The sequence below is a fragment of the Actinoplanes sp. NPDC089786 genome (genome assembly GCF_040684855.1).
Classification (GTDB): domain Bacteria; phylum Actinomycetota; class Actinomycetes; order Mycobacteriales; family Micromonosporaceae; genus Actinoplanes.
In genome coordinates, this window is sequence record NZ_JBFBGU010000024.1 from 57,756 (window position 1) to 81,155 (window position 23,400).

A 23,400-nucleotide genomic window follows, 5' to 3' on the forward strand; every position below is an offset into this window, starting at 1 on the left:
TGCGGGCCGGCCCGCTTGGTGGACCGGCCCGCTCGGCGTCACGATGGCAACGGGGATGACGTCGCGACGCCGGCTCAGGCGACCCGTTCTTCCACTCCGGCGCACACCGTGGCCGGCGCTGGTGTACCGACCGGTGGCTTGGAGGGCCACCAGCTGCGGGGGCCCAGCAGTGTCAGCACCGACGGCAGGATCAGGATGCGGATCACCACCGCGTCCAGGATCACCGCGGCTGCCAGACCGAAGCCGATCTGTTTCAGTTCGGTCAGGCTGACGAACATGAAGCTGACGAATACGGACACCATCACGACGGCGGCGCTGGTTACTACGCTGGCCGAGCGGGTGATGCCGTCCGCGACGGCTTCGCGGGTCGGCTGCCCGGCAAGCATCCTTTCGCGGATTCTGCTCACCACGAAGACCTGATAGTCCATCGAGAGTCCGAACAGGATCACGAAGAGGATGAGCGGAATCCGGGAAGTGATGAATCCGCCGGAGGTGAAACCGAGCAGTCTCTGCGCCCAGGTGCCTTGGAAGACCGCGACCAGGGCGCCGAACGCGGCGGCGGCGGACAGTACGTTCAGGAGGACCCCGACCAGCCCGATGACTATCGATCGGAACGCGAAGCTCATCATCACGAATGTCACGAGCAGCACGAACGCGATCACGAGCGGCGTCCGGCTGGCCTGGTGGTCGACGTAGTCGATGGAACGGGCTACCTGCCCGGACACGGCGTAGTCGAGGCCGGGGATCGCGCCCAGGGTCTGCGGGACCAGCGTGTCACGCACGATCTTCAGCGATGTGATCGAGGCGGGCGCGTTGGTGCCGGTCGGAACCGGAATCTCGAGGGTGCTGACCGTGCCGTCGGCCGACGTGCTGATCCGGGGGTGGTCGGTGCGCGCGAAGTGTGGGTCGGCCTGTGCCCGGTCGCTCAACTGAACGAGCGCGGCATTGACCGTGGCTTTCTCGGCTGCGGGCGCTTTGACGGCGACGAAATGCGCGATTCCCTCGGCCGGGAACAACCGCGCCATACGGTCGTAGGCGGCGATCGCCGGGATGCTGCGGGGGAAGGTGTCGTTGCCCTCCACCCGCAGCTTGATACCGAGCGCGGGCAACGCCAGCAGCAGCATCAGCCCGGCGGCGACGACCAAGGTGACCAGCGGGTGCTGGGTGGCCGGTCGCAGCAGGCTCTGCCACACCCGGCTGGGCATCTCGCTGGTCGGCAGCACGCCGCGGCGGCGGACACTGCGGCGGTCTACCCGCTTGCCGAGCTTTGACAGCAGCGCCGGCAGCGCGGTCAGCGAGCCGGCCATCGCCACCAGCACCACGATGATCGAGCCGGTGGCGATCGACGAGAAGATGACGTCGTCTACGAAGTAGAGGCCGACCAGCGAGAATATGACCGCCATCCCGGAGACCATGATGGTGTGCCCGGAGGTGACAGCGGCCAGTTCGACCGCCTGGGTGTGGCTGAGCCGCCCACCGGAACGCGCGCGTTCCTCCCGGATCCGTTTGAGGTAGAACAGCGAATAGTCGACACCGACCGCCATGCCCATGAGCAGGACGACGTTGGCGACCGCCCCTCCGGCGTCCGGGAAGACGAACGACGCCAGCCCGTACAGGCCGAGCGCGGTGCCGACCGACGAGATCGCCAGGATCAGGGGCACCGCGGCGGCCATCAGGGCACCGAACACGATGAATAGGATGACCAACGTCACGGGGAAGGTGATCATCTCGGCCCGGGCCAGGTCGGAGCCGAGTTGCTTACCGTTGCCCTTCGACGTCGAGGCCGAACCGGTCTGCGCCAGCACCACCCCCGGATGGGCCGCCTGTGCCGCGGTGACCTGCGCGTCGACGTCCGGCAATGCGGCCGTGGCAGCCTTTGCGTCGCCCTTCATGGTGAACGTCACCAGCACCGCGGTCTGATCCGCCGCTCGCGCGGGAGCCTGGACGGCGGCCACCGACGGCAGCCTGGACAGCTTTTCCGCGACATCGGTCGCGGCCTGGTCTGCCTCCGACCCGACTGGCGCGTTGCCTTGCGCGGTGATCAGCACTCGCTCCGTCGGCGGCTGGGTCAGGTTGCCGTCCGTGGCGATGGACTCGGCCCGGCCGGCCTCGCCGACCCAGAAGTCATTGCCGGACGCCTCGTTGGTGCCGACGCCCGCGCCGACGCCGATGGACAGGATCACGAACACAACCCAGCCGAGGATCGCCTTCCACGGATGGGTCGCGCTCCACCGGGCAACTCGCACCGTGATGCCGCGCCGTGCCGGCGAGGTCCTGATCATTGCATCTCCTGAACTTTGATCTTACGCATGTAAGAATATACTTACAGGTGTAGGAATGCGTGTCAATGTGTGCCTGAACGGGGCGGTAATGCCTGGTCAGCGACCCGCGATAAGGCGCGCCAGCTCGGGCCCGCCGGCCGGATCGGCCGTCAGCCAGGCCCGAAACGCGGAACATCCGCACGTACTCGAGGTAGTCGCGCGCAGCGCGCGGACCTGTCCTTCGAGTGACTGCCGGCCGATGGCGCGCCGACGCAGACCAGCGCGACGTCGCAGCGGTCGGAGTGGCGCGGGGGAGCGAAGCTCGCTTCGGCCCGCCACACACCTTCCGTCAGGTGCTGCCAGGTACTACGGAGCGGCGTTTCGGGTCGGCCGGGGTGATTCCAGCGTCATCAAAGCGCTGCTCGAGCGCCTCCAGACCGTGCTCGTGGCGAAACGCCGCCTCGGCCGCGGTGATCGGCAGTAGCCACAGCACCCGGATGTGGCCCTGAGCCCAGTCGCACTGCTCCAGTTCCGGGCCCCACGGGTAGGGCCTGCTCACCAGCAGGTGATCGCATTCAGAGTTTTGTAGCCACGGGCGGCCGATCGCGACCGTGTGGCCCAGGTCGAGCGCGTGCTCGCCGCCGGTGGCGTGATAGTGCCCGACCATCGTGACGGTCTCGACGTGAACGTCGGACCTGTGCGCAGCGAGCAGAACGAACTCCAGGCCGTGCCCGCGGCCGGCCAGCCCAGAGGTCGCGTAGAGCCAGCCGCCCCCGGCAGGCTCTAACCGCAGGACATGGAAGCCCGAGACCCTCTCGTGGATCGGCCCGAGCACCGGTGGCAGCACCTCGACGGGACGGCCCGGAAAGCGCGCCCGCAGGTGGCTGAGGAGAGCGGCCGCGGACGGCGGCAAGTCATGCTCCACGGCGTCGTGGTGGCACACCTGCCCAGCGACATTTGTTCACACCGGCTGTGGCGATCATGACCACCGTCCGTTCAGCCGACACTCCGCAGGATCTGCTCGACCGCCGCAATCCGTTCGGTCAACTCGTCGATCCGGGCGTGCACCTGTTCCTGTTGCCGCACCGCCTGCTCGGCGACCTTGCGGTTCTTCGCCATCTCCGTCCCCAGGACATCGGTACGGTGCCGCTCGAACCGGAAATAGAAGGCGACGCACAACGTGATGCCACCAACCAGTGTCAGGATGGCCACGATGGGAATCACAATGGAACCGATATCAGTCACTGCGGGTTCTCCTGCATTTTGCTGGGTCCTTCCCCCTGGTCCATCTGCAGCGCCGCGAGGACCGTATCGACCGTCAGGGTGAGCTCGAACGGCGCCAGTTCGAGATACTTCATCGCCTTGCCGTCGGGCGACAGCTCCAGATGCCCTTCGATGAGCCCGGCCTTCTCCAGCCGCTCCAGATGCATGTAGAGCAGCGGGCGGGAAACTCCGAGCCGGCGCGCCAGCTCGCTGACGTGCACACGTCCTGCGGCGAGTTCCCCGATGACCCGCAGCCGGAGCGGATGACCGACGGCCGCGAGTACGGCCAGCAACTCTTCACTGGTCAGCAGTTCGCTCCCATACTGTCTCGGCTTTCACGTGTCAGTTCAACCTATCGGGTGGAGCTTGTGGATACAAATGTCGGGTGGACGCAGGGAGTGGCCGAGCTCGACGACCGGATGGATTTGCGCCGCGGGCGGGCTCAGCGGCCAACGTGCTCCGAGGCCGATGAAGCGGCCCATCACGTGGCGCAGTTGCGGCAGCGTCCCGGAGCGCGGTGAAGATTGACGGCGCGTGCCGCGCGGTGCCGTTCGTGAGCTCCGGTACGGGTCTCGAAGGATGCTCGTCTGGAAAGCTTGGGTGATCCGGGTCGGCGCTCGAGCGGTGTGAGACCAGCGCCAGCTCGTGCTGGTATGCCGTCCGTCGGCACCGTCTCGGTAGAACTCGGGTGTGTCGGCCGACAATTCTGATGCCCGCCGTCCACACCGCGGTGTGGACGGCGGGCCCTCAAGCCCGATCAGATGTAGTCCACGTAGAGACTCCACCATTCCGGGAAAAGGTGTTCGCAATCGTACGCGCGCCATTCGCCACGGTCGATTCCCCTTTGACCTTCCGCCTTGCAAAACGGCAAAGAGGCCGACTTGAAGTCAAGCACGTATCCCCAGGATTGCGTCCCGATCTCCCCGTCGGCCTCGGCGGCCTGCTCGACCTGGACGCGTGCCGGCGCCGCGCTGGCCGGTGCCGCCGCCAGGATGGCGCCCAAGGTCATGGCCACGCCCACACAAACGTTTGCGGTCCTCTTCAAGACTCACCTCATTCGACTCGCGATGCAGTGAAGTGCTAACCGTGACAAGCCAAGCGTGTCGATATGTCGTCCCGACCTCGTCACGCTGTCGCGGTTCATTCGTGGCCCGCGCCAGGGGATGCGATGTGTTCCACATGGGGCATTTGACCCCGGGGGAGTCGGCGAGCGCGGCTGGGTCATCGAAGCCGCAGTGGAACTGGGCGTTGTACTTACGCCCTGATGGATCCCGTTTCGAGGTCCGCCACGCCGAGACGGAACCGTGTCGAACTCCGTCTTTCTCCGGCTCCCGGGCTCGGCTCCGGGGCTATTCTCCTGGCCGGTCGGGACGGCACCGGATTCGGTGAACCGTTCGCGGCGCCGGATCCGATGAAGGGGTGTGACCAGTACGCCACCTGCCACTCCCGCCGACGCTGAGTTGCTCGCCCGCGTCACGACCGGCGACCGCGCTGCCTTCGAGGCGTTCTACCAGCGGCATGCGACCTGGTTGGTGCTCCGGCTGCGCTATCGCTGCGCCGACACCGAGTTGGTCGACGACGTGGTGCAGGAGACCTTCCTGGCGGTCTGGCGCGGTACGGCGAGATATCGCACGGAGCACGGTGGCGACGTCTCGGGCTGGCTGTGGCGGATCGGCACCCGCCGCCTGATCGATTCACTGCGGGGGCACGGGGCCCGGCAGCGGCTGGCCGGCCTGCTGGCGCGTCGGCAGCAAACCGACGAGCCGTCGGCGGAGGAGCAGGTGCTGATCGGCGTGGAGCACGGCGATTTCGCCGGTGCACTCGCCCGGCTTTCGCCGGAGTTGCGAGCCGTCGTGCAGGCGACCGTGCTCGACGGCCTGAGCACCGCGGAGGCGGCGGTGCTCCTCGGCATTCCGTCCGGCACGGTCAAGACCCGGGCCATGCGTGCCCGGCGGCAACTGCGTCAGGAGCTGGCGTGAGCAGCGAGGGGGAGGGGTCATGACAGCGGCCGAGTGGCATCTGCCGGACGGGGAGCTTCGGCGGTACGGGGAGGGAACACTCGTCCCGCCCGAGCTCTGGTCCACCGAGGCGCATCTGGCGGCGTGCGCGTACTGCCGGGAACGGCTCGCCGCGGCGGCCGAGCCGCAGATGACCGCGGCGGGCTGGGTCAGGCTCGATGCGGAGCTGGACGCGCCCGTCCCGGGGCCGGTGGAGCGCCTCCTGGTCCGGGCCGGCGTGGCCGAGCACACCGCCCGGTTGCTCGCGGCCACTCCGGTGCTGCGCCTGTCCTGGCTGGTCGCCGTGGCGTCGACGCTGGCGCTCGCCGCGCTGCTGGCCAACCTGGCCGACCCGGTGGTGTTCCTGGCCGTCGCGCCGCTGTTGCCGGTGGGCGGGGTGGCGCTCTCCTTCGGACACCGGGTCGACCCGACGTACGAGATCACCGTGGTCGCTCCGATCCACACCTTCCGGCTGCTCCTGTTGCGCTGCGTGGCCGTGCTTTCCACCACCACAGTGCTGAGCGCCGCGGCGACCCTGGCACTGCCCGACCTGGGGTTGACCGCCCTGGGCTGGTTTCTGCCGGCGTTGGCGCTCACGTTGCTCACCCTGGCCTTCATGGCCCGGCTCGGCCCGGTCCTCGCCGCGGTCCTGGTCGGCCTCGGCTGGGTCGTGCTGGTGACGTCGACGCTGGGCGCCGGCTCCGGCGGCTCGTCACCCTTCGTCCCGGTCGGACAGCTTGCGCTGGCGCTCGCCGGCGCCCTGGGCGCCCTCGTCCTCGCCCGGATGCACCGGGCGTTCGAAACTCCAAGGAGGTTCCGGTGACCGTCGTCAGCGCATCCGGCCTGTCCATGCGATACGGCCGCACGCTCGCCCTGGCCGACGTGGCGTTCACGCTGGCCGACGGCGTGACCGGCCTGCTCGGTCCCAACGGCGCGGGCAAGACGACGCTGCTGCGGATCGTCGCCACGGCGCTCGTGCCGGATCGCGGGGAGCTCACGGTGCTGGGCGTCGATCCCCGGAGCGAGTCGGGCCGGCTCGCCGTCCGGCGCCGCCTCGGCTATCTGCCGCAGGATCCCGGCTTCCATCCGGGGTTCACCGCGTTCGAGTTCGTCGACTACGTGGCGATCCTCAAGGAGCAGACCGATCGCCGGGCCCGGCATGAAGAGGTCCGGCGGGTGCTGGCCGCGGTCGGGCTGGCGAACCAGCGCGGACAGAAAATCAGGGCGCTGTCCGGCGGGATGCGGCAGCGGGTGGCATTGGCCGCCGCGCTGGTGGGCGACCCGGACCTGCTGATTCTCGACGAGCCAACCGTGGGTCTCGACCCGGAGCAGCGGCTGCGGTTCCGCGAGGTCGTCGCGGAGCTGGGCGAGGGGCGTTCCGTGCTGCTGTCCACGCACCAGACGGAGGAGGCGATGGCGCTCTGCCAGCGGGTGATCGTGCTGGACCGGGGCACGGTCCGGTTCGAGGGCGCGCCGGCCGACCTCGCCGCGCTGGCCCGCGGCCGGGTGTGGACGACTGAATCTCGCGTGGTCGGGGCGCTCGCCTCCTGGCGCGACGGGACCGGCCGGTATCGCCACGTCGGCGCTCCGCCGCCTGGCGCCGAGCTGCTCGAGCCGACCGTGGAGGACGGCTACCTCCTGCTCGTCGATGCGACCGCACACCAGGGGGTGCTCGCGTGACCGCGGCCGTGGTGACGGAGACCCGGGCCGGCGTGAGGCCGGGCGATCCGCGCCGGGCCATGGTCGCGCTGGCCAAGGCGGAGGCGGTCCGCCTCCTGCGCCACCCGGTCACGATCGCCGGCATCCTGCTGTTCGTCGGGACGCAGCTGTACGGGTGGCTGAGCGCCGGTTCGGACAACTATCCAGTCCTTCAGTACGAGGACTGGTCCAAGCAGTTCACCGCCCTGCTGACGCTGGGTGGCGCCGCTCTCGTCGCCGTCAACCTGGCGGCGCTGCGGGCACACCGGCACGGCACGACCGCCGTGTTCGACACGCTCGTCCTGCCCGCTCCGTGGCGCGCCGGCGCCTTTCTGCTGTCCGTGCTGCCGTACAGCGCGGTCGTCGCGGTGTTGACCGGCGGGCGGATCGGCCTGCTCGCCGCCGTGCCCGGCGCGGCCGGCCGGCCTAACCCGTTCGAGCTGGCGCTCTATCCCGCGGCCGTCCTGCTGCTGGGTGCCGTCGGAGTCCTGCTCGCCCGGTGGCTCCGCGCCGCGATCGTCGCGCCGCTGCTACTGATGGGTCTGACCGCCGTCACCTTCGCGGGCGCCCTACCGTCCACCCCTGGCGCGACGTGGCTGCGCTGGTTGCTGCCGGTCGCGCTGGAGGAACCACCGATGCCGCTTCCGGTGGACCTGATGGCCCGCCCGGCCGGGCGACACCTGGTTTACGTATTGGGTCTGGTCGCCCTTGTCGCCGTCGCGGTGCTGGCGGTGACCGGCGCCCGCGGCCGTCGGCTGACGGCGGCCGGTGCGGCCGGCCTGTCGGTCGCCGTCCTGGCCGGCTCGGCGCAGTTCCTTCCGATGAGCGACGCGGTACGGGCCGCCCGGTCCACCGCGGCCGAGCGCCCCGCCGAGGTCCAGACCTGCCGCCGGATCGACCAGGTCACCTACTGCGCGTTCGACGGCTTTTCCTCCTGGATCGGCGGGTGGGACGGCGTGGTCCGTGGCGTCCTGCGCGGGGCGCCCGACGACCGTGCCCGGCAGCCACTCGTCGTGCGGCAGCGGATGTCCACCGTGGACCTCTACGCCGACGGCGAGAGCTCGAGGAGTGCAGAGCAAGCGGCGGCCGCCGCAGCCGCGTGGCGGCGGGTGGACGCCCGCGCCGGCACGCCGGACGCGGTCACGGTCGGCACCCGGTGGGGCGACGGCAGATCGGCGATCACATTCGCCGGCCTGGTGGCATACCAGGTCGTGGTGGGTCGCGGCGGCCCGGACGGCAGTCAGCTCTGCGGCGCGCGGGGAGTGCTGGTCGCCTGGCTGGCCGGCCAGGCGACCCCGACAGCGGCCGCCGGCCTGCATGAAGCAGACGCCACGAGTTGGGGTGCGTTGCCGTTCGGCGATCCGCAGTTTCCTATCGGTCTGTCGGTGCCGGACCGGGAGGCCGCGGTGGCGCTGGCGCTGCTGAACCGCCCGGCCGCCGACGTTGCGCAGGTGGTCCGGCGCTCGTGGGCCGAGTTGGCCGCCGCGAAGACATCCGCCGAGCGGGCCGGCGAGCTGTTCGGCGTACCGGTGGCCCCACTGCCGCCGGAGGAGGAACGGACCGTATGCGGCGCGTGAGCGCTCGGGTCCTCGTGCTGCTGTTGGCGCCGACCGTGCGAGCCACGCGGTGGGGGGCGTTCCTGGCCGCGGCCGGTGTCGGGCTGGCGATCGTCGTCGTGCCCGCGGCCACGACGACGATGCTGACCGCCGAGGATCTCGTGGCACTGCTGCGCGTCGCGGCGGTCTGCGGTGCGCTGGGTGCCGGGTTCCTGCTCGACGACCCAGCTGCGCGCAGCACCGCGCCGATGCCCACGCCGCGTCCGGTCCGGCACGCTGCCCGCGCCGGCGTGATTCTGCCGGCGGTCGCGGTGTGGTGGGCGCTCGTGCTGGGCGTCACCGTGGCCGGCGCCGAAGAGGGCATCGGCGCGACGCTCCCCATCGGTGGCGTGACGGCCGAGGCGGCCGCGCTGGGTGCCGTCGCCCTCATGGTGGCCGCCGTCCGCCTGCGTGGCAGCCGGGCGGCCGGCGTGCGGGCAGACGGCGGCGTCGCCGCCTTCCCCGCCCTGCTGGTGCTGGTCATGGCCGCGACCGTGCTGCCGCGCGGGCTGGCGCTTTTCGTTTCGCCGGACAGTCCGGAGTGGACGGGGGCGCACGGCCGGTGGGTCGTGCTGCTGGCGGTCGCCCTCGCCGGATCGTTCTGGGCGAGCGTGGAGCCGACCAGGCCACTGCGCACGCCGTTCCGTTGACGGCTTCCGGCCGGCGGGCGCCAGCAACCGGGTGGCCAATATCGTCCGAGACGCGCCCACCGGCCGCACTTCATCCATCGCGTTCCGAGGCCGCATCACCGACGGACGACGCCTCACCCGCCTGGCCGCCACCCGGCCCGGAACTTCCGGCGACCGACGTCGTCACCACATGAGTCATCTGATCGCATCACCCGTTGTCCCTCCGGCCTGCGACTCAGACAGCATGACGAAGATCACCCAGCCGGCCGACGCGGACGGCGAACCAGTGTCCTGAATTCCGTCGTATGGGCGTGGAGTTGACTCGATGATGGGCCGGCGCGTGCTGGCGATCGCGGCAGTGGCCGGGCTGATGATCGCCGGGCCGGTCGGCTGCTCGACCGGCAAACCGGCTGGTCATGCCACTTTTCACGATGACCATGAGGCCTCGATGGACATGCCCGGTATGCACGCCTCGGTCCCGCCCAGCGTTGGTGCGGCCACTCTTCCGGGCCCGCTCCTGCCTGGCATGCCGCCGCCGTTGCGCGCCGACGACCTCTACGCCGCCGACCGGCCGAACGCGCTGTCGGATGCGGTCAAGGACGACCCGGTTCGCGTCTACGTGCCGAACTTCGACGACGGTACGGTGTCCGTGATCGATCCGGCGACGTACCAGGTGATCAAGACCGTCCGGGTCGGCAAGGGTCCGCAGCACGTCGTGCCGTCATGGGATCTGCGCACTCTGTGGATCAACAACAACGAGGGAAATTCGCTGGTGCCCCTCGACCCTGCCACCGGCGTCTTCGGCAAACCGGTGCCGGTCGACGATCCGTACAACCTGTATTTCACGCCGGACGGCAAGGCTGCGATCGTGATGGCCGAGGAGCAGGAACAGATGGTTTTCCGCGACCCGCACACCATGGCCGTGCGCAAGACGCTTCCGGTGCACTGCAAAGGGGTCAACCACGCCGACTTCTCCGCCGACGGCCGCTATCTGATCGTCAGCTGCGAGTTCTCCGGTGACCTGATCAAGGTCGACGTTGCCAAGCGGTCGATCCTGGGGCGGATCCGGCTCCCCGGCCACCATCCGATGCCCCAGGACATCAAGATCGCTCCGGACGGCCGCACCTGGTACGTCGCCGACATGAACAACTCGGGCGTGTGGGTCGTCGACGGCGACCGTCTCGCGGTGCGAAAGTTCATGCGAACCGGCGACGGCGCCCACGGACTCTACGTCAGCCGCGATTCCCGGAGCCTCTACATCGCCAACCGTGGTGAGGGCTCGATCTCACTACTGAACTTCGCCACCGGCAAGCTGGTCGCCAAGTGGCGCATCCCCGGCGGCGGCAGCCCGGACATGGGCAACGTGTCCGCCGACGGCAACGTGCTGTGGCTCTCGGGCCGGTACGACAACGTGGTCTACGCCATCGACACTACGGACGGCCATCTCGTCAAGAAGATCAAGGTCGGCCGTGAGCCACACGGTCTCACGGTCTGGCCTCAACCCGGTCGCTATTCCCTCGGCCACACCGGCATTCTCAGGTAGGGGGACGACCGGGCCGGAAAGTCGAGCAGACGCAGAATGATGCGCGCGTATATGGCGTCAGGTCTTCGGCCAGCCGCGCGAGGAGCTTCCCACGACGCTGCCGTCGATCTGGGGCGTGAGCTTCTGCTGCGCCTCTCGGCTGGCCGGTTTGAACGGTCCGTTGTGCTGCGCGTCCCCGGTTGTCATGTGCGTCTCGTGGGCTGGGGTGCGGCGATCTGAATGAGCGGCGCGGGCTCGTGTCGGATGATCTTGTGCATGACGTGTTTGACGCGGGTGTATTCCTCGAGCGCGTACGTCGACAGGTCTTTGCCGTAGCCCGAACGTTTGAACCCGCCGTGTGGCATCTCCGTGGGGAACATGAGATGGGTGTTGACCCACACGCATCCGAAGTCGAGGTCGGCGCTCAGCCGCATCGCGGTCGAGTGGTCGGTCGTCCACACCGACGATGCGAGGCCCTGCACCACGGAATTGGCCAGTTTCACCGCCTCCGCCTCATCGGTGAAGCGTTGCACGGTGATCACCGGTCCGAAGATCTCCTCGGTGCTGACGCGGTCGTCACCGAGGACGTCGGCGATGATGGTGGGCGCGAAGAAGTAGCCGGCCGTGCCGACCCGATGGCCGCCGGTGACCACGCGTGCGTGATCCGGCAGGGTGTTGACGAAGCGGCTGACCCGTTCGAGTTGAGCGGCGTTGTTCAGCGGTCCGTACATCGCGGTCTCGTCGTCGGGGCCGCCGGTGTGCACCGCGCCCACCGCGGTTTCCAGCGCCGCCAGGAACTCGTCGTGGATCTCCGCGGCGACCAGCACGCGGGAGGCCGCGGTGCAGTCCTGTCCGGCGTTGCTCAGCGCGCCGGTCACGATGCCGGTGACCGCCGCGTCCAGGTCGGCGTCGGCGCACACCACGACCGGTGTCTTGCCGCCCAGTTCCGCCTGCACACGTTTCAGGGTCGCCGCCGCGGAGGTCGCCACGTCGATGCCGGTGGCGATCGATCCGGTCAGCCCGACCGCGGCGGGAGCCGGGTGTGCGACCAGCAGCCGGCCGGTCTCCGGGCCGCCGCAGACGACGTTCAGCACGCCGGGCGGAAGGATCTCGGCCGCGATCTCGGCGAACAGCAGAGCCGTCGCCGGGGTGGTCTCGGCCGGTTTGAGGACCACCGTGTTGCCCGCCGCGAGGGCCGGCGCCGACTTGAGCGCCGCCATCATCATCGGATAGTTCCACGGAGCGAGCAGGACACAGACGCCCAGCGGCTCACGCCGGACGTAGGACGTGTGGTCGGCGACGTACTCGCCGGCGCCCAGGCCCGGCAGCAGGCGCGCCGCGCCGGCGAAGAAGCGCAGCTGGTCACCGGCGAGCGGGATCTCGTTGGCGGCGGCGCGGCTGCCGGTCTGCCGGAGTTCCGCCTCGGTCAGCTCGGGCAGGCGGGCCTGCAGGGCATCGGCCAGCCGGAGCAACAAGGCCTGGCGCTCGGCCGGCGTGGTGGCCCGCCAGCCGTCGAAGGCCCTGGCCGCACTGCGCATGGCCGCGTCGACCTCGGCGCCGTTCGACGCGGGCGCGGTCGCCCAAACCTTGCCGGTGACCGGATCGAGCAGCTCGGCGCGCTCACTGTTGTCCGCCGTGGACGGCTTGCCGTCGATGAAGTTGGCCAGGCGTCTCATGAGGTCACCCGCAGACTTTGGAAGCCGTGGAAGCCGAGATTGTTGTTCCAGTCCAACGTCTGCGGCGCGACGCGCAGATGCGGAAAGCGCTGATACAGGTTGACCATCGCGATCCGGGTGGTCTGGCGCACCAGGGGATCGCCGAAGCACAGGTGCCGGCCCGCCCCGAACGTCAGGTGCCGGTTCGGCGCGGGCCGGCGCAGCCGCAACAGGTCGGGCTCGGTGAACACCGTGTCGTCGCGGTTCGCCGAGGCGACGTAGAGCAGCAGCGGCCGGTCGGCCTTGATGTGGCAGGTGACTCCGTGGCTGTCGACGTGATCGAAGTCTTCGCGGGCGACCCGGCCGACGAACTGCACCGGCGTGCAGAAGCGCAGCAGTTCCTCGACCGCGTCGTCGACCGTGTCCGTTCTCAGCAGCAGCTCTCGCTCTTGCTCGGGCCGCTGGTCCAGGGCATGCGTGCTGTTGCCGATCAGGTAACGGATGGAGGCCGTCCCGGCGAAGAGCAGGAGGGTGGCCTGGGCGACGACGTCGGCGTCGCCGAAGCGGTGACCGTGCACCTCAGTGGTACGCAGGGTGTGCAGCAGGCCGCCGGAGCGCACCGATCCGGCCACGATCGGCGGTGACGACAGGAACTCGACCAATTCCTTTGTGCTCTGTCGAGTGCGGAGCACATGCTCAGCCGTGACGTGGGTCGAGCCGAACAGGTGCGCGATGTCATCGGTCCACCGGGTGAGCGCGGGATGAGCATCGACCGGCACCCCGAGGACGTCGGCGATCACCATGGCCGACAGCGGGAAGGCGAAGTCGCTCATCAGGTCGAACCCGCTCGGGTCGACCGCGTCCAGCAGCCGGTCGACGATCGCCTGGATACGCGGCTCGAGCACGTCGTCACCGAAGGGCAGATAGCTGCGGTTGGCCTGCCGGCGCAGTGTGGTGTGGCTGGCGCCGTCGTGGAAGGCCAGCCACCGTTCGAAGACGCTCACCATGTCACCGGCGGCGTCGCGCTGGTCCGCCGGCAGGAACCGCAGCGGCACCGCGGCTCTCGCGTTCGACAGCCGTTCGTCGGTCATCAGCGCGATTGTGTCGGCGTAGCTGAAGAACAGCCATGCTCCGCCGAAGATCCTCCCTGAGTGGAACGAGGGGGACTCGGCCCGCATCCGCGCGTAGAACGGGAAGGGGTCAGGGATGTACCTGGCCTCGTTGTGCGTGAACTCGTCGGCGTTCAGCAGATCGGATCCCACCATTCACTCCCTCATGAACAGCGCCGTCGCCGGCTCACGGACAGACGTGGCGAGGTGGGGCGGCCCGCGACAAGCAGCTGGCGGGAGCACATCAAGCGAGATGGCCGCTGAATCGGCGGACACGCTGCCACCTAGCAGGGTGCCTGCCAATCAGAGGTCGGCTCCATGACAGTATGTAACCAGAGAATAGCCGAGAGTCAATCCAAACAGGATGAACAGCAGTTCACGTGGGAAGCCGACCAGGCGTGTGCCGCACGGGCAGCAGACCGGGAGGCCTGCGCTTCGCGCGGACCTCCCGTGCTTGAAGCACGCAGCGACGATCAGCCGACGCCCTGCTCGGCGTTGCGCAGAACCGTGACCCCCTCGGCGAACTTGGCCCACTGCGCGTCGGTCCAGCCGAGCGACGCCGGCCCCTGAGCGACGACGTGGTGGCCCTTCGAGTCGGGGAACGACACGCTCACGGTCGACGTGCGGTCGACCTTCGTCGGCCGTGAGATCGACCCATCTTGACCGTTGACGGTGACCTTGCTGCTCGTCCGGGCGAGGTCAGAGCCTTCCATGCCCCAGGCCTTGAGGTCTTCCTCGGTGATCGGGCGGTCGTCGGGCGCCGCGTCCTTGGATTCCAGCATGACCGCGATCTTGCCGACCCATTCGTTGACGTCCTGGTTCTTGAAGCCCTTGGGCGCGAGCGTCAACACGGTGTTGCTGCCGCCTTGAATCTCCCAGCCTTCGGGCACCGACTTCACCGTGTAGCCGGGTACCTGCTTGCCCGTGTAGGCGACCAGCTCGATGGCCGGCAGCTGACTCCGTGGGGAGGCGCCCTTGGGCGTGGAGGCGGGGGCGGTCGCGGCCCGCGGGGGAGCCGGTTCGGTCGATCCGTTCGTGACCACGACACCAGTCGCGGCGGCGACCACGGCCAGCCCGGCGGCGCCCGCCCAGGCGCGGGTCATCCGCCGCTTGTGCAGGCGGCGGCGTCCCCGAGAAAGGTCCGCGGCCGGGTCGACCGCCTCGTTCTCGATCGGCACCGCGCTGTCCAGGAGCACCTTGATCTCATTCATGGGTTCGTCCTCTCGATCCGTTGGCCGCCCGTCGCGTGTGACGGCGCGGGAAGGAGGAGGCGCAGCTTCGCCATCCCCTTGGCCGCCTGACTCTTGACCGTGCCCTGGCTGCAGCCGAGCATCCGGGCGGTTTCCTCGATGCTGAGATCCAGCCAGTAGCGCAGGACCACGACGGCCCGCATCTGTTTGGGCAACGCCGCCAAGGCTGTCCGCACCTGTTGCCCGACCGGGCCGAATCGACCGTGGTCCAAGCCCGCGATCCCGTCCGGGCCCTCGTGGGCGGGCATTTCCGGAAGATCGGGCGTCGACCGTTCTCGGCGCCACCACGGGCGTCGAGATTCGTCGATGTGGCTGTTCAGAACCGTGCGTCTGGTGTACGCCAGGACCGTTTCCGGCCGGTCCAGTTTCGGCCAAGCCACGTACAGCTTGGACAGGGCGGTCTGCACCAGGTCCTCGGCCCGGTGGTGGTCCCCTGCCGTCAGCAGGCCGGCGAACTTGAGCAGCGACGTTCGATTGACACGGACGAACGTCACGAACTCGTCGTCACGAGTGGGACGCGGCATGTAGGTACCTCCTTCACCTCCTCTACGAGCCGGCCATCCTCCGGGGTTGCCGCCGAGCCTTCCGCAGGCGGGTGATGTCGGCCATGAACAACCTGATCGATGCCGTACGGCCGCGGTGCCGGTTCGCCCGGCTCAGTTCTGGCTGTCGAACGGAACGTCGGCCCAGACGATCTTGCCGTCGGGGCTGGTGCGGCTGCCCCACTCGCGGCTGATCGCGGCGACCATCAGCAGCCCCCGGCCGCGGACCCGGCGGGCGTCGGGGCCGTGGATCCGCGGTGTCTCGGTGCTGCGGTCGGCGACCTCGATGCGCAGGGCGCCGTCGTTGCGGCGCATGGTCAGCTCGCCGCCGTCGCCGGTGTGCTGCACGACGTTCTGGACCAGCTCGGTGATGACCAGCAGGACGTCGTCGACCAGCTCGGGGCTCTGGTGCGGGCCGAGGGCCTGCCGGGCCTGGTGGCGCAGGGCCGCGCAATCCGCGCCGTGGGAGAACGACAAGCGGAGCGGGTCCATGAAGGGATGTTTACCCTTTCGGGCACCCCGTACGCCACTCCGTACCCGAGCGGAACTCACGTTAGCCAGATCCGGGCCGTGCCAGGCTGGACGTGCCGTTCAGGGGACTGGGCTGCGACACCTCATCCTTTCGGCTGGCGGCAGGTGGGCTGAACGGTTAACTTGGGCACAGGCAATGGTTGTCGTCTGGCAAAGGAGTGACCCGGGGTGCGAGGTTCGGTTGTCTCCGAGACCGCGGTCGATCTGATCGACGAGTTCTCGCGCACGGCGGTCGATGATCCGGCCCGGCGGGGCCGGCGTGAGCGGGCGATCGAGGCGTGGCTGCCGCTGGCCCAACATCTGGCCCGCCGCTACCACGGCCGGGGTGAGCCGCTGGGCGATCTCGTCCAGGTCGCCACGGTGGGGTTGATCAAGGCGGTCGATCGGTTCGAGCCGGAACGCGGCATGGATTTCGGCGCGTTCGCCGTGCCTACCGTGCTCGGCGAGATCAAACGGCACTTCCGCGACCGTACGTGGATGATCCGGGTCCCGCGGCGGCTCCAGGAGCTGCGGCTCGACATCACGGCGGCGACCAACGAACTCACCCACACGCTGGACCGGTCACCCACGGTCGCCGACATCGCCGCGCATCTGAAGGTCACCGAGGACGAGGTGATCGAGGGTCTGGAAGGCGCGCGGGCCTACGCCGCCACCAGCCTGTCGGCGCCGGCCGGTGAGGACGGCAGCGCCGAGCTCGCCGACACCCTGGGCGCGGTCGACGACGGTTTCGAGCTGGCCGAGCTGCGGGTCGCGCTCGGCCCGGCGATGACCATTCTCGACGATCGGGAGCGGCGCATCCTGGCCATGCGCTTCTACGGCAACCAGACCCAGCAGGAGATCGCCGGCCAGATCGGCATCTCGCAGATGCACGTGTCCCGTCTGATCAGCCGGGCCCTGGCCAAACTGCGCACCCAGCTGGAGTCCTGATCGATCCCGACGAACTGCACCACATCGACGTCGCCGTCCACGGCCGGACCGCCGCCGTCACCCTGACCGGCGAGTTCGACCTGTCGAACTGCGCCACCCTGCGCGACGCACTGACCGACGCCCTGCTGTCCCCGGACACCCGCAAGGTCGTCATCGACATGGCCGGCGTCGCGTTCGTCGACTCCACCACGCTGTCCGCGCTGGTCGAGGCCTACCGGATAGCGCAAGCACAGGGCAAGGCGGTCGCCATCACCACGGCGAGCCCCCGGGCCGACCGCATCCTGCGCATGACCGGCCTGCTCGACCTGTTCACCGAGCAGCCCGACACCCGCAGCGTGATCTGAACGGGTCCGGGGTCACTCCCACCGGACTTCGCCCAGCATGGACCGGGCCGTCTCCAGCGGCAGCGGCTCGGGCATGGGGTGCCGTTCGCCGACGGCGCGCAGCGCGGACCGGAACCGGAAGAAGGTCATCGGGTCGTTCGGGTACCGCTCCGGTGCGACTCCGGCGAACGAGCCCGACTGACGGGCCCGGCCGAGGACCTTGCGCCACTGGTCGATGCCGGCCATGCCGGCCGAGGTGACGCCGTGGCAGAACAGGCCCAGGTGCAGATGGTCGTACGGCTCGGCCCGGTCCAGGTAGGCGTTGAGCAGGTCCAGGGACGGCTCGACGGGGAAGACGCTCCAGTACGGGACGGCGCCGGTCCGCAGCGTCCACCACGGGTCGAGCAGCATGAACGAGTCGATCACCAGCCGGTCCGCGGGCATCCGCCGCTGCCGGTACCACCGGCGGTAGAGCTCGGCGACCGGCGCGCTGAGGTCCTCGGGGCCGTCGAAGGTCAGCCGCTCGACGCGGTAGCCGTGGCGGGCCGCGAAGGCCGTGACGTCGTCGCGCAGCGCCGGCTCGAATCCCCACTCCGCCTCGGGCGCCTCCTCGTCGGCCTCGGGCGCCGCCCAGCCGTCGGCCGCAACGCCGTGGCTGTGCAGGTAGCGGGCGACCCGGTCGCTGCCGGTGCGGTACTCGCCGGCCGGGATGCCACCGGTCGCGCCGAACTGGAACAGGTGCCGTTCGCCGATCCGGGTGACCGGCCACCGCTGGTGACACTCGTCGACGACGATCGTGCCGCCGGGTTCGAGATGCTCGGTGAGGAACCGTTCGTAGGCGGCGCCCAGCCGGGTGCGCTTGACCCGGAAGTACGCCATCCGGCGCAGCGTCAGCCGGTCCTGGTTCGGGTCGTGCATGTGATGCAGCACCAGGTCGGGGTTGCGGTCGAGCAGCGCCCGGGCGGTGCGGTCGAAGGCGTGTGCCGCGCGTCGCGGTTCGTCCGGCGAGATCGCTCTCTGGCGTACGGGAATGAGCAAGGTCTGTGGCAACCACGGCACACCCATGGCCGCGCAGAGATGCACCAGCGCCCCGCCCGACGAGCCGATCACCACCGCCGGATAGCGCCGCCGCGGGTAGAGCGCGGTGAGGCCTGCGCTGACCTGGTCGAAGTCGAGTGCGGCGATCTCTTCCTCGGGCCGGCCCTCGGAGCCGGAGAACACGCTGTAGATGTTCTGCCGGGCGCGGCGGGGCAGCCGCGCGACCACCGCGGCGACCGGGCGCAGCGCGGCCATCGCCGGGTTTCCCAGCGGCGGCACGTCGCGGCCGTGCAGGAATCGGGCCAGCGCCACGACCATGCCGGACGCCGAGTCGAAGCCGGCTATCTCACGGGGCAGTTTCATGGCACCTCCACCGAGGTTCATGCCCGCAGCGCGAGGGTACGAACCACCCGTGATCACCTCGTATCACGACAGCCCCCTGGGGCTGATGCGCAGCCGGTCGGCCGGTGAGGCCCGCGCCGACATCCCCGAGATCGTCGTCGTGCAGGGCATGGCGGTGGCCGGCTACCTGCTCCCCGGCGTCCGCGCCCTCGGCGAGTGGACCCGCGCCCACCTGCTCGAACTACCCGGCCTGGCCGGCAGCGGCGAACCACCGCACGAACTGTCCATCCCCGAGTACGGGCAGGCGGTCGCGGCCTGGCTCACCGCCACCCGCACCCGGCCGGTCCTGCTGGCCGGGCACTCCAGCGGCACGCAGGTCGCCGCCGAGGCCGCCCCCGGCCACCCGCTCGTCGCCGGTCTGATGCTGGCCAGCCCCACGGTCGACCCCGCCGTACGCCCGTTACCCCGGTTGGCCCTGCGCTTCGTGCAGGAAGGCCGCCTGGAGCCGCCCGGGATGACCCGCTCGCACCTGCCGGAGTGGCGGCGCGCCGGGATCCGCCGGCTGGCCCATCTGGTCCGCGCCAGCCTGCGCAACGACATCGAGGCCAGCCTGCGCCGGCTCACCGTCCCGCTGCTCGTGCTGCGCGGCGCCGACGACCTGCTCAGTACCCCGCAGTGGGCGCGCCGCCTGGTCGCCACCGCCCCCGAGGGCCGGTACGCCGAACTACCCGGCGCCCACGGTTTCCCCTTCCTCGACCCGCACGCCTGGTCGAAGCCGGCCCAGCAGTTCGCCCGCACCCTCTGACGCCGCAGGCCGGCGCCCGAACCATCGACCAAGGTTGGCGCCCCGTCGACCGATGGCTCTCGGATGTGACGAAAGTGACGCGGAGACTGAGCCGATGGGCATCACGAGAGCACGATTCCTGACCGCGGCCGGCGCGGTGGTGGCCGCGCCCCTGGTGGGTGCGGCGCCCGCGGCCGCGAGGCCACGAAAGATCCACCCCGGCGTCTGTTACTCCGTCGGCGACGGGTGGGACGCCCGCCGGATGCGCGCCGACGTCCGGGCCATCGCCCGTGACCTGCACGCCGACTCCATCTCGGTCTACGGCACCGGCCCGGAGCGGCTGGCCGCCACCGCGGAGGAGGCGGCCGAGCGGGGACTCCGCGTCTGGGTGCAGCCGCGGATGGCCGACGTGCCGCCCGGCGAGATCCTCGACCACATCGTCGAGACGGGCCGGGCGGCCGAACGGCTGCGCCGCCGGCACCCGGCCACGATCTTCAGCGTGGGCTGCGAGTTCGTGCTGTTCGTCCCCGGCATCGTGCCGGGCGCGGACCCGGTCGAGCGGGTCCGCAACCTGCTCGCCGGGAACTTCGACCCGGTGGTGATGACGCGGCGGCTGACCGCGTTCACCGCGCGGGCCGCCCGGGCCGGCCGGTCGGTGTTCCGGGGCACGCTGACCTACGGCGCGGCGTACGACGAAGACGTGGACTGGTCGTTGTTCGACCTGGTCAGCGCCAACTACTACGGCGACCGGCCGGCCCGCGACCTGGCGCCGCTGCAGCAGCTCGGCAAGCCGGTGGCGGTCACCGAATTCGGCTGCTGCACGTATGTGGGGGCGGAAGCCGACGGCGGCCTGGGCTGGGACGTGGTCGACTACACGAAGGATCCGCCGGAGATCAAGGGCGGCCTGGTCCGCAGCGAACGCACCCAGGCCCGGTACATCGTCGAGCGGTTCCGGGACTTCGCCGCGATGGGCCTGCACTCGGCGATCGTCTACGAGTTCGTCTCGCCGGACGCGCCGCACCACCCGGATCCGCTCTACGACCTGGACATCGCCAGCTACAGCATCACCAGGACGGTCGGCGACCGGTGGGAGCCGAAGCTGGCGTTCCGGGCGATGTCGTCGTGGATCAGGGCGTAGGGCGGGCCTCGACACCGCTCATCCGGCCCACCAGGATGGACCGGAGGCGCTATGCGTATCGCCGCGTACAACGTGGAGAACCTGTTCAACCGGGCCCGCGCCCTCGACCAGGGCACCTGGGCGGCCGGGCGGCCGGTGCTGGAGGCGTACCAGAAGATCTGCGTCCTGCTCGAGGAACCCGCCTACACCGACCCGATCAAGCACGAGATCCTGCGTGAGCTGCGCAAGCTGGGGCTTCTTCGCGGCGACACGGCGAAGTTCGCGCGGCTGCGGCAGAACCGTGGGCGGCTGCTGCGCCGGTCCCGGGACGGCAAGATCATGGTGATCGCCGAGGGCCGCGCGTCGTGGATCGGCTGGGTGGAGCTGACCACCGATCGGGTCGACGAACTCGCCCTGGCCAACACCGCGCGGGTGCTGGCCGACGTCGGTGGCGACATCGTCGGGGTGATCGAGGCGGAGAGCCGCATCGCCCTCAAGCGCTTCGCCGACGCCGGGCTGCTCGACCAGGGCAAGGCGCGCTACCCGCACGTCATGGTCGTGGACGGCAACGACGAGCGCGGCATCGACGTCGGTGTGCTGTCCGGCCCCGGCTACCCGCTGATCCGGCAGGTCAGCCACGTCGACGACACCGACGAGCGCGGCCGGGTGTTCAGCCGCGACTGCGCCGAGTTCCTCTTCCGGACCCCGCGGGACGTGCCCGTGGCCATCCTGGTCAACCACTTCAAGAGCAAGGGGTACGGCGGGAAGCTCGCCTCCGACGCGATCCGCCGCCGCCAGGCCACCCGGGTCGCCGAGATCTACCGCGACCTGGTCGCCGACGGCATCGAGCACGTGGCCGTGGTCGGCGACCTGAACGACACCCCCGACAGCGAGCCGCTCGCACCCCTGCTCACCGGCACCGACCTGCGCGACATCAGCACCCACCCGCGCTTCGACGACAACGGCCGCCCCGGCACGTACGGCTACTGCACGGCCCGCAACAAACTCGACTACGTCCTGCTCAGCCCGCCGATGTTCGGCGCCGCCACCGGTGGCGGCATCTTCCGCCGCGGCGTCTGGGGCGGCCGGCGCGGCACCCTGTGGCCGATCTACGACACGATGACGGCCGCCGTCCACGCCGGTTCCGACCACGCCGCCATCTACGCCGACATCGCGCTCTGATCAGGTGGCACGTTTCCGGGATTCGCGCTGATCACGGTTCGGCCACGCTGTTGGCATGTCTTACGCATACCCCCAGCCCGTGTTCATGCAGCCGGAGCCCCCGATGCGCCGCAGTGCCCCGGTGAGCGTCCACTTCATCGCGATCCTGTACTACCTGGGCGGCACGATCTATCTGCTCGCCGCGGCCGGCGCCGGCCTGGTGGCCTACACCGGGACCTGGGACGACCGGATCCGGATCAACCCGGACGACCGGCTCTACGCGACCATCGCCGCGGTGGCCGTGCTGGCCGTCATCGGCCTGATCACCATGTGGTTCGGCCGCCGGCTCCAGCTCGGCCGCAACTGGGCCCGCATCCTGCTGAACATGTTCCTGCTGCTGAGCGTGGCCGCGATCGGTTACGCCACCTGGGTGGCGCAGGACCCGACGGCGCTGATCGCCCTGATCCAGCCGGCCTTCTTCCTGCTGCTGCTGAACACCCGCGCGGCCCGGTCCTGGTTCAAGCACCACACCTGGTGATCACGTTTCCGAAAAGCGATCTGCCAATACAAACAACGGCAACACCTTGACCGTCATCAATGCGTACGCCGACCATCGCAGGCATGGCAGTCACCCGGAAAATCACCGTTGTCGTGGTCGCCCTGGTCGTTCTCATCACCACCGGCGGCGCGGCTTATCCGAATCCCGGACGCGTCACCGGCGACGTCGGGGTGCACGACCCGACCGCCGTCAAACGACCCGACGGCGTCTACCTGGTGGCGCACACCGGCGACAACATCGCCCTCAAGACCTCGACCGACCGCACCGCCTTCCGCACCGCCGGCCAGGCCTTCCCGAACGGCGCGCCGTGGACGACGAGCTACACCGGCGGCAGCCGCAACCTGTGGGCGCCCGACCTGTCCTACCAGGGCGGCCGATACCTGATGTACTACTCGGCCTCGACCTTCGGCTCCAACCGGTCCGCCATCTTCCTGGCCACCAGCAGCACCGGCGCGGCCGGCTCCTGGACCGACCAGGGCCTGGTCATCGAGTCCCGGACCAGCGACAACTTCAACGCGATCGACCCGAACCTGGTCGTCGACGCCAACGGGCGCTGGTGGCTGAGCTTCGGCTCGTTCTGGTCGGGCATCAAGCTGATCGCGCTCGATCCGGCCACCGGCAAGCGGTCGGACAGCACCGTCCGGGCCATCGCCGGCCGCAACGGAGGCGCGATCGAGGCGCCGGTCATCGTCCGGCGGGGCGGCTACTACTACCTCTGGGTGTCGTTCGACCTGTGCTGCCGCGGCGCCTCCAGCACGTACCGGGTCATGGTCGGGCGCTCGGCGAGCATCACCGGGCCGTACGTCGACCGCAACGGCGTCGCGATGACCTCGGGCGGCGGCACCGAGATGTTGGCCGGTCACGGGAGCATCCACGGGCCCGGGCATCAGGCGCTGCTGGCCGACTCGGACGCCGACGCGCTGTTCTACCACTACTACGCCGACAATGGGACTTCCTTGCTCGGCATCAATCTCGTCGGATATGAGAACGGGTGGCCGTTCGTTTATTAGATCGTTCATCAAATCAAGATCAAGTTCAGGTCGTAGCCGGGTGGGTGGTGCTGACCGTCGCTCCCGCCGAGGGTCGCTGCGCTCCAC

General features: G+C 69.8%; 25 protein-coding genes. 13 read left to right on the top strand and 12 right to left on the bottom strand.

The annotated features are described in order from the left end of the window. Positions 1-74: 74 nt before the first annotated feature. From AB0O15_RS40125 to AB0O15_RS40145, 5 genes are all read right to left on the bottom strand, one after another. Complete coding sequence (locus AB0O15_RS40125; RefSeq protein WP_364330657.1) at positions 75-2,048, bottom strand: MMPL family transporter; 1,974 nt, start codon at positions 2,046-2,048, stop codon at positions 75-77. 562 nt (positions 2,049-2,610) lie between these two features. Then, positions 2,611-3,174, bottom strand: coding sequence for a suppressor of fused domain protein (locus AB0O15_RS40130; protein ID WP_364330659.1), 564 nt, complete (start codon positions 3,172-3,174; stop codon positions 2,611-2,613). A gap of 83 nt (positions 3,175-3,257) precedes the next feature. After that, complete coding sequence (locus tag AB0O15_RS40135) at positions 3,258-3,506, bottom strand: hypothetical protein (protein WP_364330662.1); 249 nt, start codon at positions 3,504-3,506, stop codon at positions 3,258-3,260. Then, on the bottom strand, positions 3,503-3,817 hold the full coding sequence (locus tag AB0O15_RS40140; protein ID WP_364330664.1) for a winged helix-turn-helix domain-containing protein: 315 nt from the start codon (positions 3,815-3,817) through the stop codon (positions 3,503-3,505). Before AB0O15_RS40140 ends, AB0O15_RS40135 begins: the two co-directional genes overlap by 4 nt. Before the next feature lie 464 nt (positions 3,818-4,281). After that, positions 4,282-4,539, bottom strand: coding sequence for a hypothetical protein (locus AB0O15_RS40145; RefSeq protein ID WP_364330667.1), 258 nt, complete (start codon positions 4,537-4,539; stop codon positions 4,282-4,284). Positions 4,540-4,945: 406 nt separating this feature from the next. On the opposite strand from AB0O15_RS40145, the gene AB0O15_RS40150 reads away from it, so the two are divergent. The 6 genes from AB0O15_RS40150 to AB0O15_RS40175 all read left to right on the top strand — a co-directional run bounded on the left by AB0O15_RS40150 (position 4,946) and on the right by AB0O15_RS40175 (position 10,986). Beyond that, positions 4,946-5,503, top strand: a complete 558-nt coding sequence (locus AB0O15_RS40150; protein ID WP_364330670.1) for an RNA polymerase sigma factor — start codon at positions 4,946-4,948, stop codon at positions 5,501-5,503. Positions 5,504-5,522: 19 nt separating this feature from the next. Then, entirely contained in the window at positions 5,523-6,344 is an 822-nt protein-coding gene (locus AB0O15_RS40155) for a hypothetical protein (RefSeq protein ID WP_364330673.1), read from the top strand. Continuing rightward, positions 6,341-7,201: an ATP-binding cassette domain-containing protein gene (locus tag AB0O15_RS40160; RefSeq protein ID WP_364330676.1), complete on the top strand. Its 861-nt coding sequence runs from the start codon at positions 6,341-6,343 to the stop codon at positions 7,199-7,201. Before AB0O15_RS40155 ends, AB0O15_RS40160 begins: the two co-directional genes overlap by 4 nt. Continuing rightward, entirely contained in the window at positions 7,198-8,796 is a 1,599-nt protein-coding gene (locus AB0O15_RS40165) for a hypothetical protein (RefSeq protein WP_364330679.1), read from the top strand. The genes AB0O15_RS40160 and AB0O15_RS40165 overlap by 4 nt, the downstream gene beginning before the upstream one ends. Further along, on the top strand, positions 8,793-9,464 hold the full coding sequence (locus AB0O15_RS40170) for a hypothetical protein (RefSeq protein ID WP_364330682.1): 672 nt from the start codon (positions 8,793-8,795) through the stop codon (positions 9,462-9,464). Before AB0O15_RS40165 ends, AB0O15_RS40170 begins: the two co-directional genes overlap by 4 nt. Positions 9,465-9,768: 304 nt before the next feature. Further along, entirely contained in the window at positions 9,769-10,986 is a 1,218-nt protein-coding gene (locus AB0O15_RS40175) for a YncE family protein (protein WP_364330685.1), read from the top strand. Between the two features lie 57 nt (positions 10,987-11,043). On the opposite strand, the gene AB0O15_RS40180 is transcribed toward AB0O15_RS40175, so the two are convergent. The 6 genes from AB0O15_RS40180 to AB0O15_RS40205 form a co-directional block, all read right to left on the bottom strand. Further along, positions 11,044-11,172 (bottom strand): hypothetical protein, encoded by a 129-nt coding sequence (locus AB0O15_RS40180; RefSeq protein WP_364330687.1) that lies wholly within the window; start codon positions 11,170-11,172, stop codon positions 11,044-11,046. Continuing rightward, entirely contained in the window at positions 11,169-12,641 is a 1,473-nt protein-coding gene (locus AB0O15_RS40185) for an aminobutyraldehyde dehydrogenase (RefSeq protein WP_364330689.1), read from the bottom strand. Before AB0O15_RS40185 ends, AB0O15_RS40180 begins: the two co-directional genes overlap by 4 nt. Then, complete coding sequence (locus AB0O15_RS40190; protein WP_364330692.1) at positions 12,638-13,882, bottom strand: cytochrome P450; 1,245 nt, start codon at positions 13,880-13,882, stop codon at positions 12,638-12,640. The genes AB0O15_RS40185 and AB0O15_RS40190 overlap by 4 nt, the downstream gene beginning before the upstream one ends. A 320-nt stretch (positions 13,883-14,202) precedes the next feature. Beyond that, positions 14,203-14,940, bottom strand: a complete 738-nt coding sequence (locus AB0O15_RS40195; RefSeq protein ID WP_364330695.1) for a hypothetical protein — start codon at positions 14,938-14,940, stop codon at positions 14,203-14,205. Next, the gene (locus tag AB0O15_RS40200; protein WP_364330698.1) at positions 14,937-15,503 is read right to left on the bottom strand and encodes a SigE family RNA polymerase sigma factor; all 567 of its coding nucleotides are present in this window, start codon (positions 15,501-15,503) and stop codon (positions 14,937-14,939) included. The genes AB0O15_RS40195 and AB0O15_RS40200 overlap by 4 nt, the downstream gene beginning before the upstream one ends. A 132-nt stretch (positions 15,504-15,635) precedes the next feature. Beyond that, entirely contained in the window at positions 15,636-16,013 is a 378-nt protein-coding gene (locus tag AB0O15_RS40205) for an ATP-binding protein (RefSeq protein ID WP_364330701.1), read from the bottom strand. Positions 16,014-16,256: 243 nt separating this feature from the next. Here AB0O15_RS40205 and AB0O15_RS40210 point away from each other — a divergent pair, with 243 nt between their 5' ends. Together AB0O15_RS40210 and AB0O15_RS40215 are read left to right on the top strand one after the other, a co-directional pair. Beyond that, positions 16,257-16,979 carry a SigB/SigF/SigG family RNA polymerase sigma factor gene (locus AB0O15_RS40210; RefSeq protein ID WP_364330867.1) on the top strand — a complete coding sequence of 241 codons (723 nt, stop codon included), beginning with the start codon at positions 16,257-16,259 and terminating at the stop codon, positions 16,977-16,979. A 23-nt stretch (positions 16,980-17,002) separates the two neighbouring features. Next, the gene (locus AB0O15_RS40215; RefSeq protein ID WP_364330870.1) at positions 17,003-17,323 is read left to right on the top strand and encodes an STAS domain-containing protein; all 321 of its coding nucleotides are present in this window, start codon (positions 17,003-17,005) and stop codon (positions 17,321-17,323) included. 12 nt (positions 17,324-17,335) lie between these two features. On the opposite strand, the gene AB0O15_RS40220 is transcribed toward AB0O15_RS40215, so the two are convergent. After that, the gene (locus AB0O15_RS40220) at positions 17,336-18,703 is read right to left on the bottom strand and encodes a hypothetical protein (RefSeq protein WP_364330703.1); all 1,368 of its coding nucleotides are present in this window, start codon (positions 18,701-18,703) and stop codon (positions 17,336-17,338) included. 49 nt (positions 18,704-18,752) lie between these two features. Here AB0O15_RS40220 and AB0O15_RS40225 point away from each other — a divergent pair, with 49 nt between their 5' ends. The 5 genes from AB0O15_RS40225 to AB0O15_RS40245 all read left to right on the top strand — a co-directional run bounded on the left by AB0O15_RS40225 (position 18,753) and on the right by AB0O15_RS40245 (position 23,313). Beyond that, positions 18,753-19,487, top strand: a complete 735-nt coding sequence (locus tag AB0O15_RS40225; protein WP_364330706.1) for an alpha/beta fold hydrolase — start codon at positions 18,753-18,755, stop codon at positions 19,485-19,487. Positions 19,488-19,581: 94 nt separating this feature from the next. Then, positions 19,582-20,604 carry a hypothetical protein gene (locus AB0O15_RS40230; protein WP_364330708.1) on the top strand — a complete coding sequence of 341 codons (1,023 nt, stop codon included), beginning with the start codon at positions 19,582-19,584 and terminating at the stop codon, positions 20,602-20,604. Between the two features lie 51 nt (positions 20,605-20,655). Beyond that, positions 20,656-21,765, top strand: a complete 1,110-nt coding sequence (locus AB0O15_RS40235) for an endonuclease/exonuclease/phosphatase family protein (protein WP_364330710.1) — start codon at positions 20,656-20,658, stop codon at positions 21,763-21,765. A 55-nt stretch (positions 21,766-21,820) separates the two neighbouring features. After that, positions 21,821-22,282 carry a hypothetical protein gene (locus AB0O15_RS40240; RefSeq protein ID WP_364330713.1) on the top strand — a complete coding sequence of 154 codons (462 nt, stop codon included), beginning with the start codon at positions 21,821-21,823 and terminating at the stop codon, positions 22,280-22,282. Positions 22,283-22,365: 83 nt separating this feature from the next. After that, the gene (locus AB0O15_RS40245; protein WP_364330716.1) at positions 22,366-23,313 is read left to right on the top strand and encodes an arabinan endo-1,5-alpha-L-arabinosidase; all 948 of its coding nucleotides are present in this window, start codon (positions 22,366-22,368) and stop codon (positions 23,311-23,313) included. The last annotated feature ends 87 nt before the right edge of the window (positions 23,314-23,400 follow it).

Coding starts and splice junctions, on each gene's coding strand:
- AB0O15_RS40155 (WP_364330673.1), top strand. CDS start 5,523: ATGACAGCGGCCGAGTGGCATCTGCCGGACGGGGAGCTTCGGCGGTAC.
- AB0O15_RS40175 (WP_364330685.1), top strand. CDS start 9,769: ATGATGGGCCGGCGCGTGCTGGCGATCGCGGCAGTGGCCGGGCTGATG.
- AB0O15_RS40180 (WP_364330687.1), bottom strand. CDS start 11,172: ATGACAACCGGGGACGCGCAGCACAACGGACCGTTCAAACCGGCCAGC.
- AB0O15_RS40185 (WP_364330689.1), bottom strand. CDS start 12,641: ATGAGACGCCTGGCCAACTTCATCGACGGCAAGCCGTCCACGGCGGAC.
- AB0O15_RS40195 (WP_364330695.1), bottom strand. CDS start 14,940: ATGAATGAGATCAAGGTGCTCCTGGACAGCGCGGTGCCGATCGAGAAC.
- AB0O15_RS40200 (WP_364330698.1), bottom strand. CDS start 15,503: ATGCCGCGTCCCACTCGTGACGACGAGTTCGTGACGTTCGTCCGTGTC.
- AB0O15_RS40205 (WP_364330701.1), bottom strand. CDS start 16,013: ATGGACCCGCTCCGCTTGTCGTTCTCCCACGGCGCGGATTGCGCGGCC.
- AB0O15_RS40220 (WP_364330703.1), bottom strand. CDS start 18,703: ATGAAACTGCCCCGTGAGATAGCCGGCTTCGACTCGGCGTCCGGCATG.
- AB0O15_RS40230 (WP_364330708.1), top strand. CDS start 19,582: ATGGGCATCACGAGAGCACGATTCCTGACCGCGGCCGGCGCGGTGGTG.
- AB0O15_RS40235 (WP_364330710.1), top strand. CDS start 20,656: ATGCGTATCGCCGCGTACAACGTGGAGAACCTGTTCAACCGGGCCCGC.
- AB0O15_RS40240 (WP_364330713.1), top strand. CDS start 21,821: ATGTCTTACGCATACCCCCAGCCCGTGTTCATGCAGCCGGAGCCCCCG.
- AB0O15_RS40245 (WP_364330716.1), top strand. CDS start 22,366: ATGGCAGTCACCCGGAAAATCACCGTTGTCGTGGTCGCCCTGGTCGTT.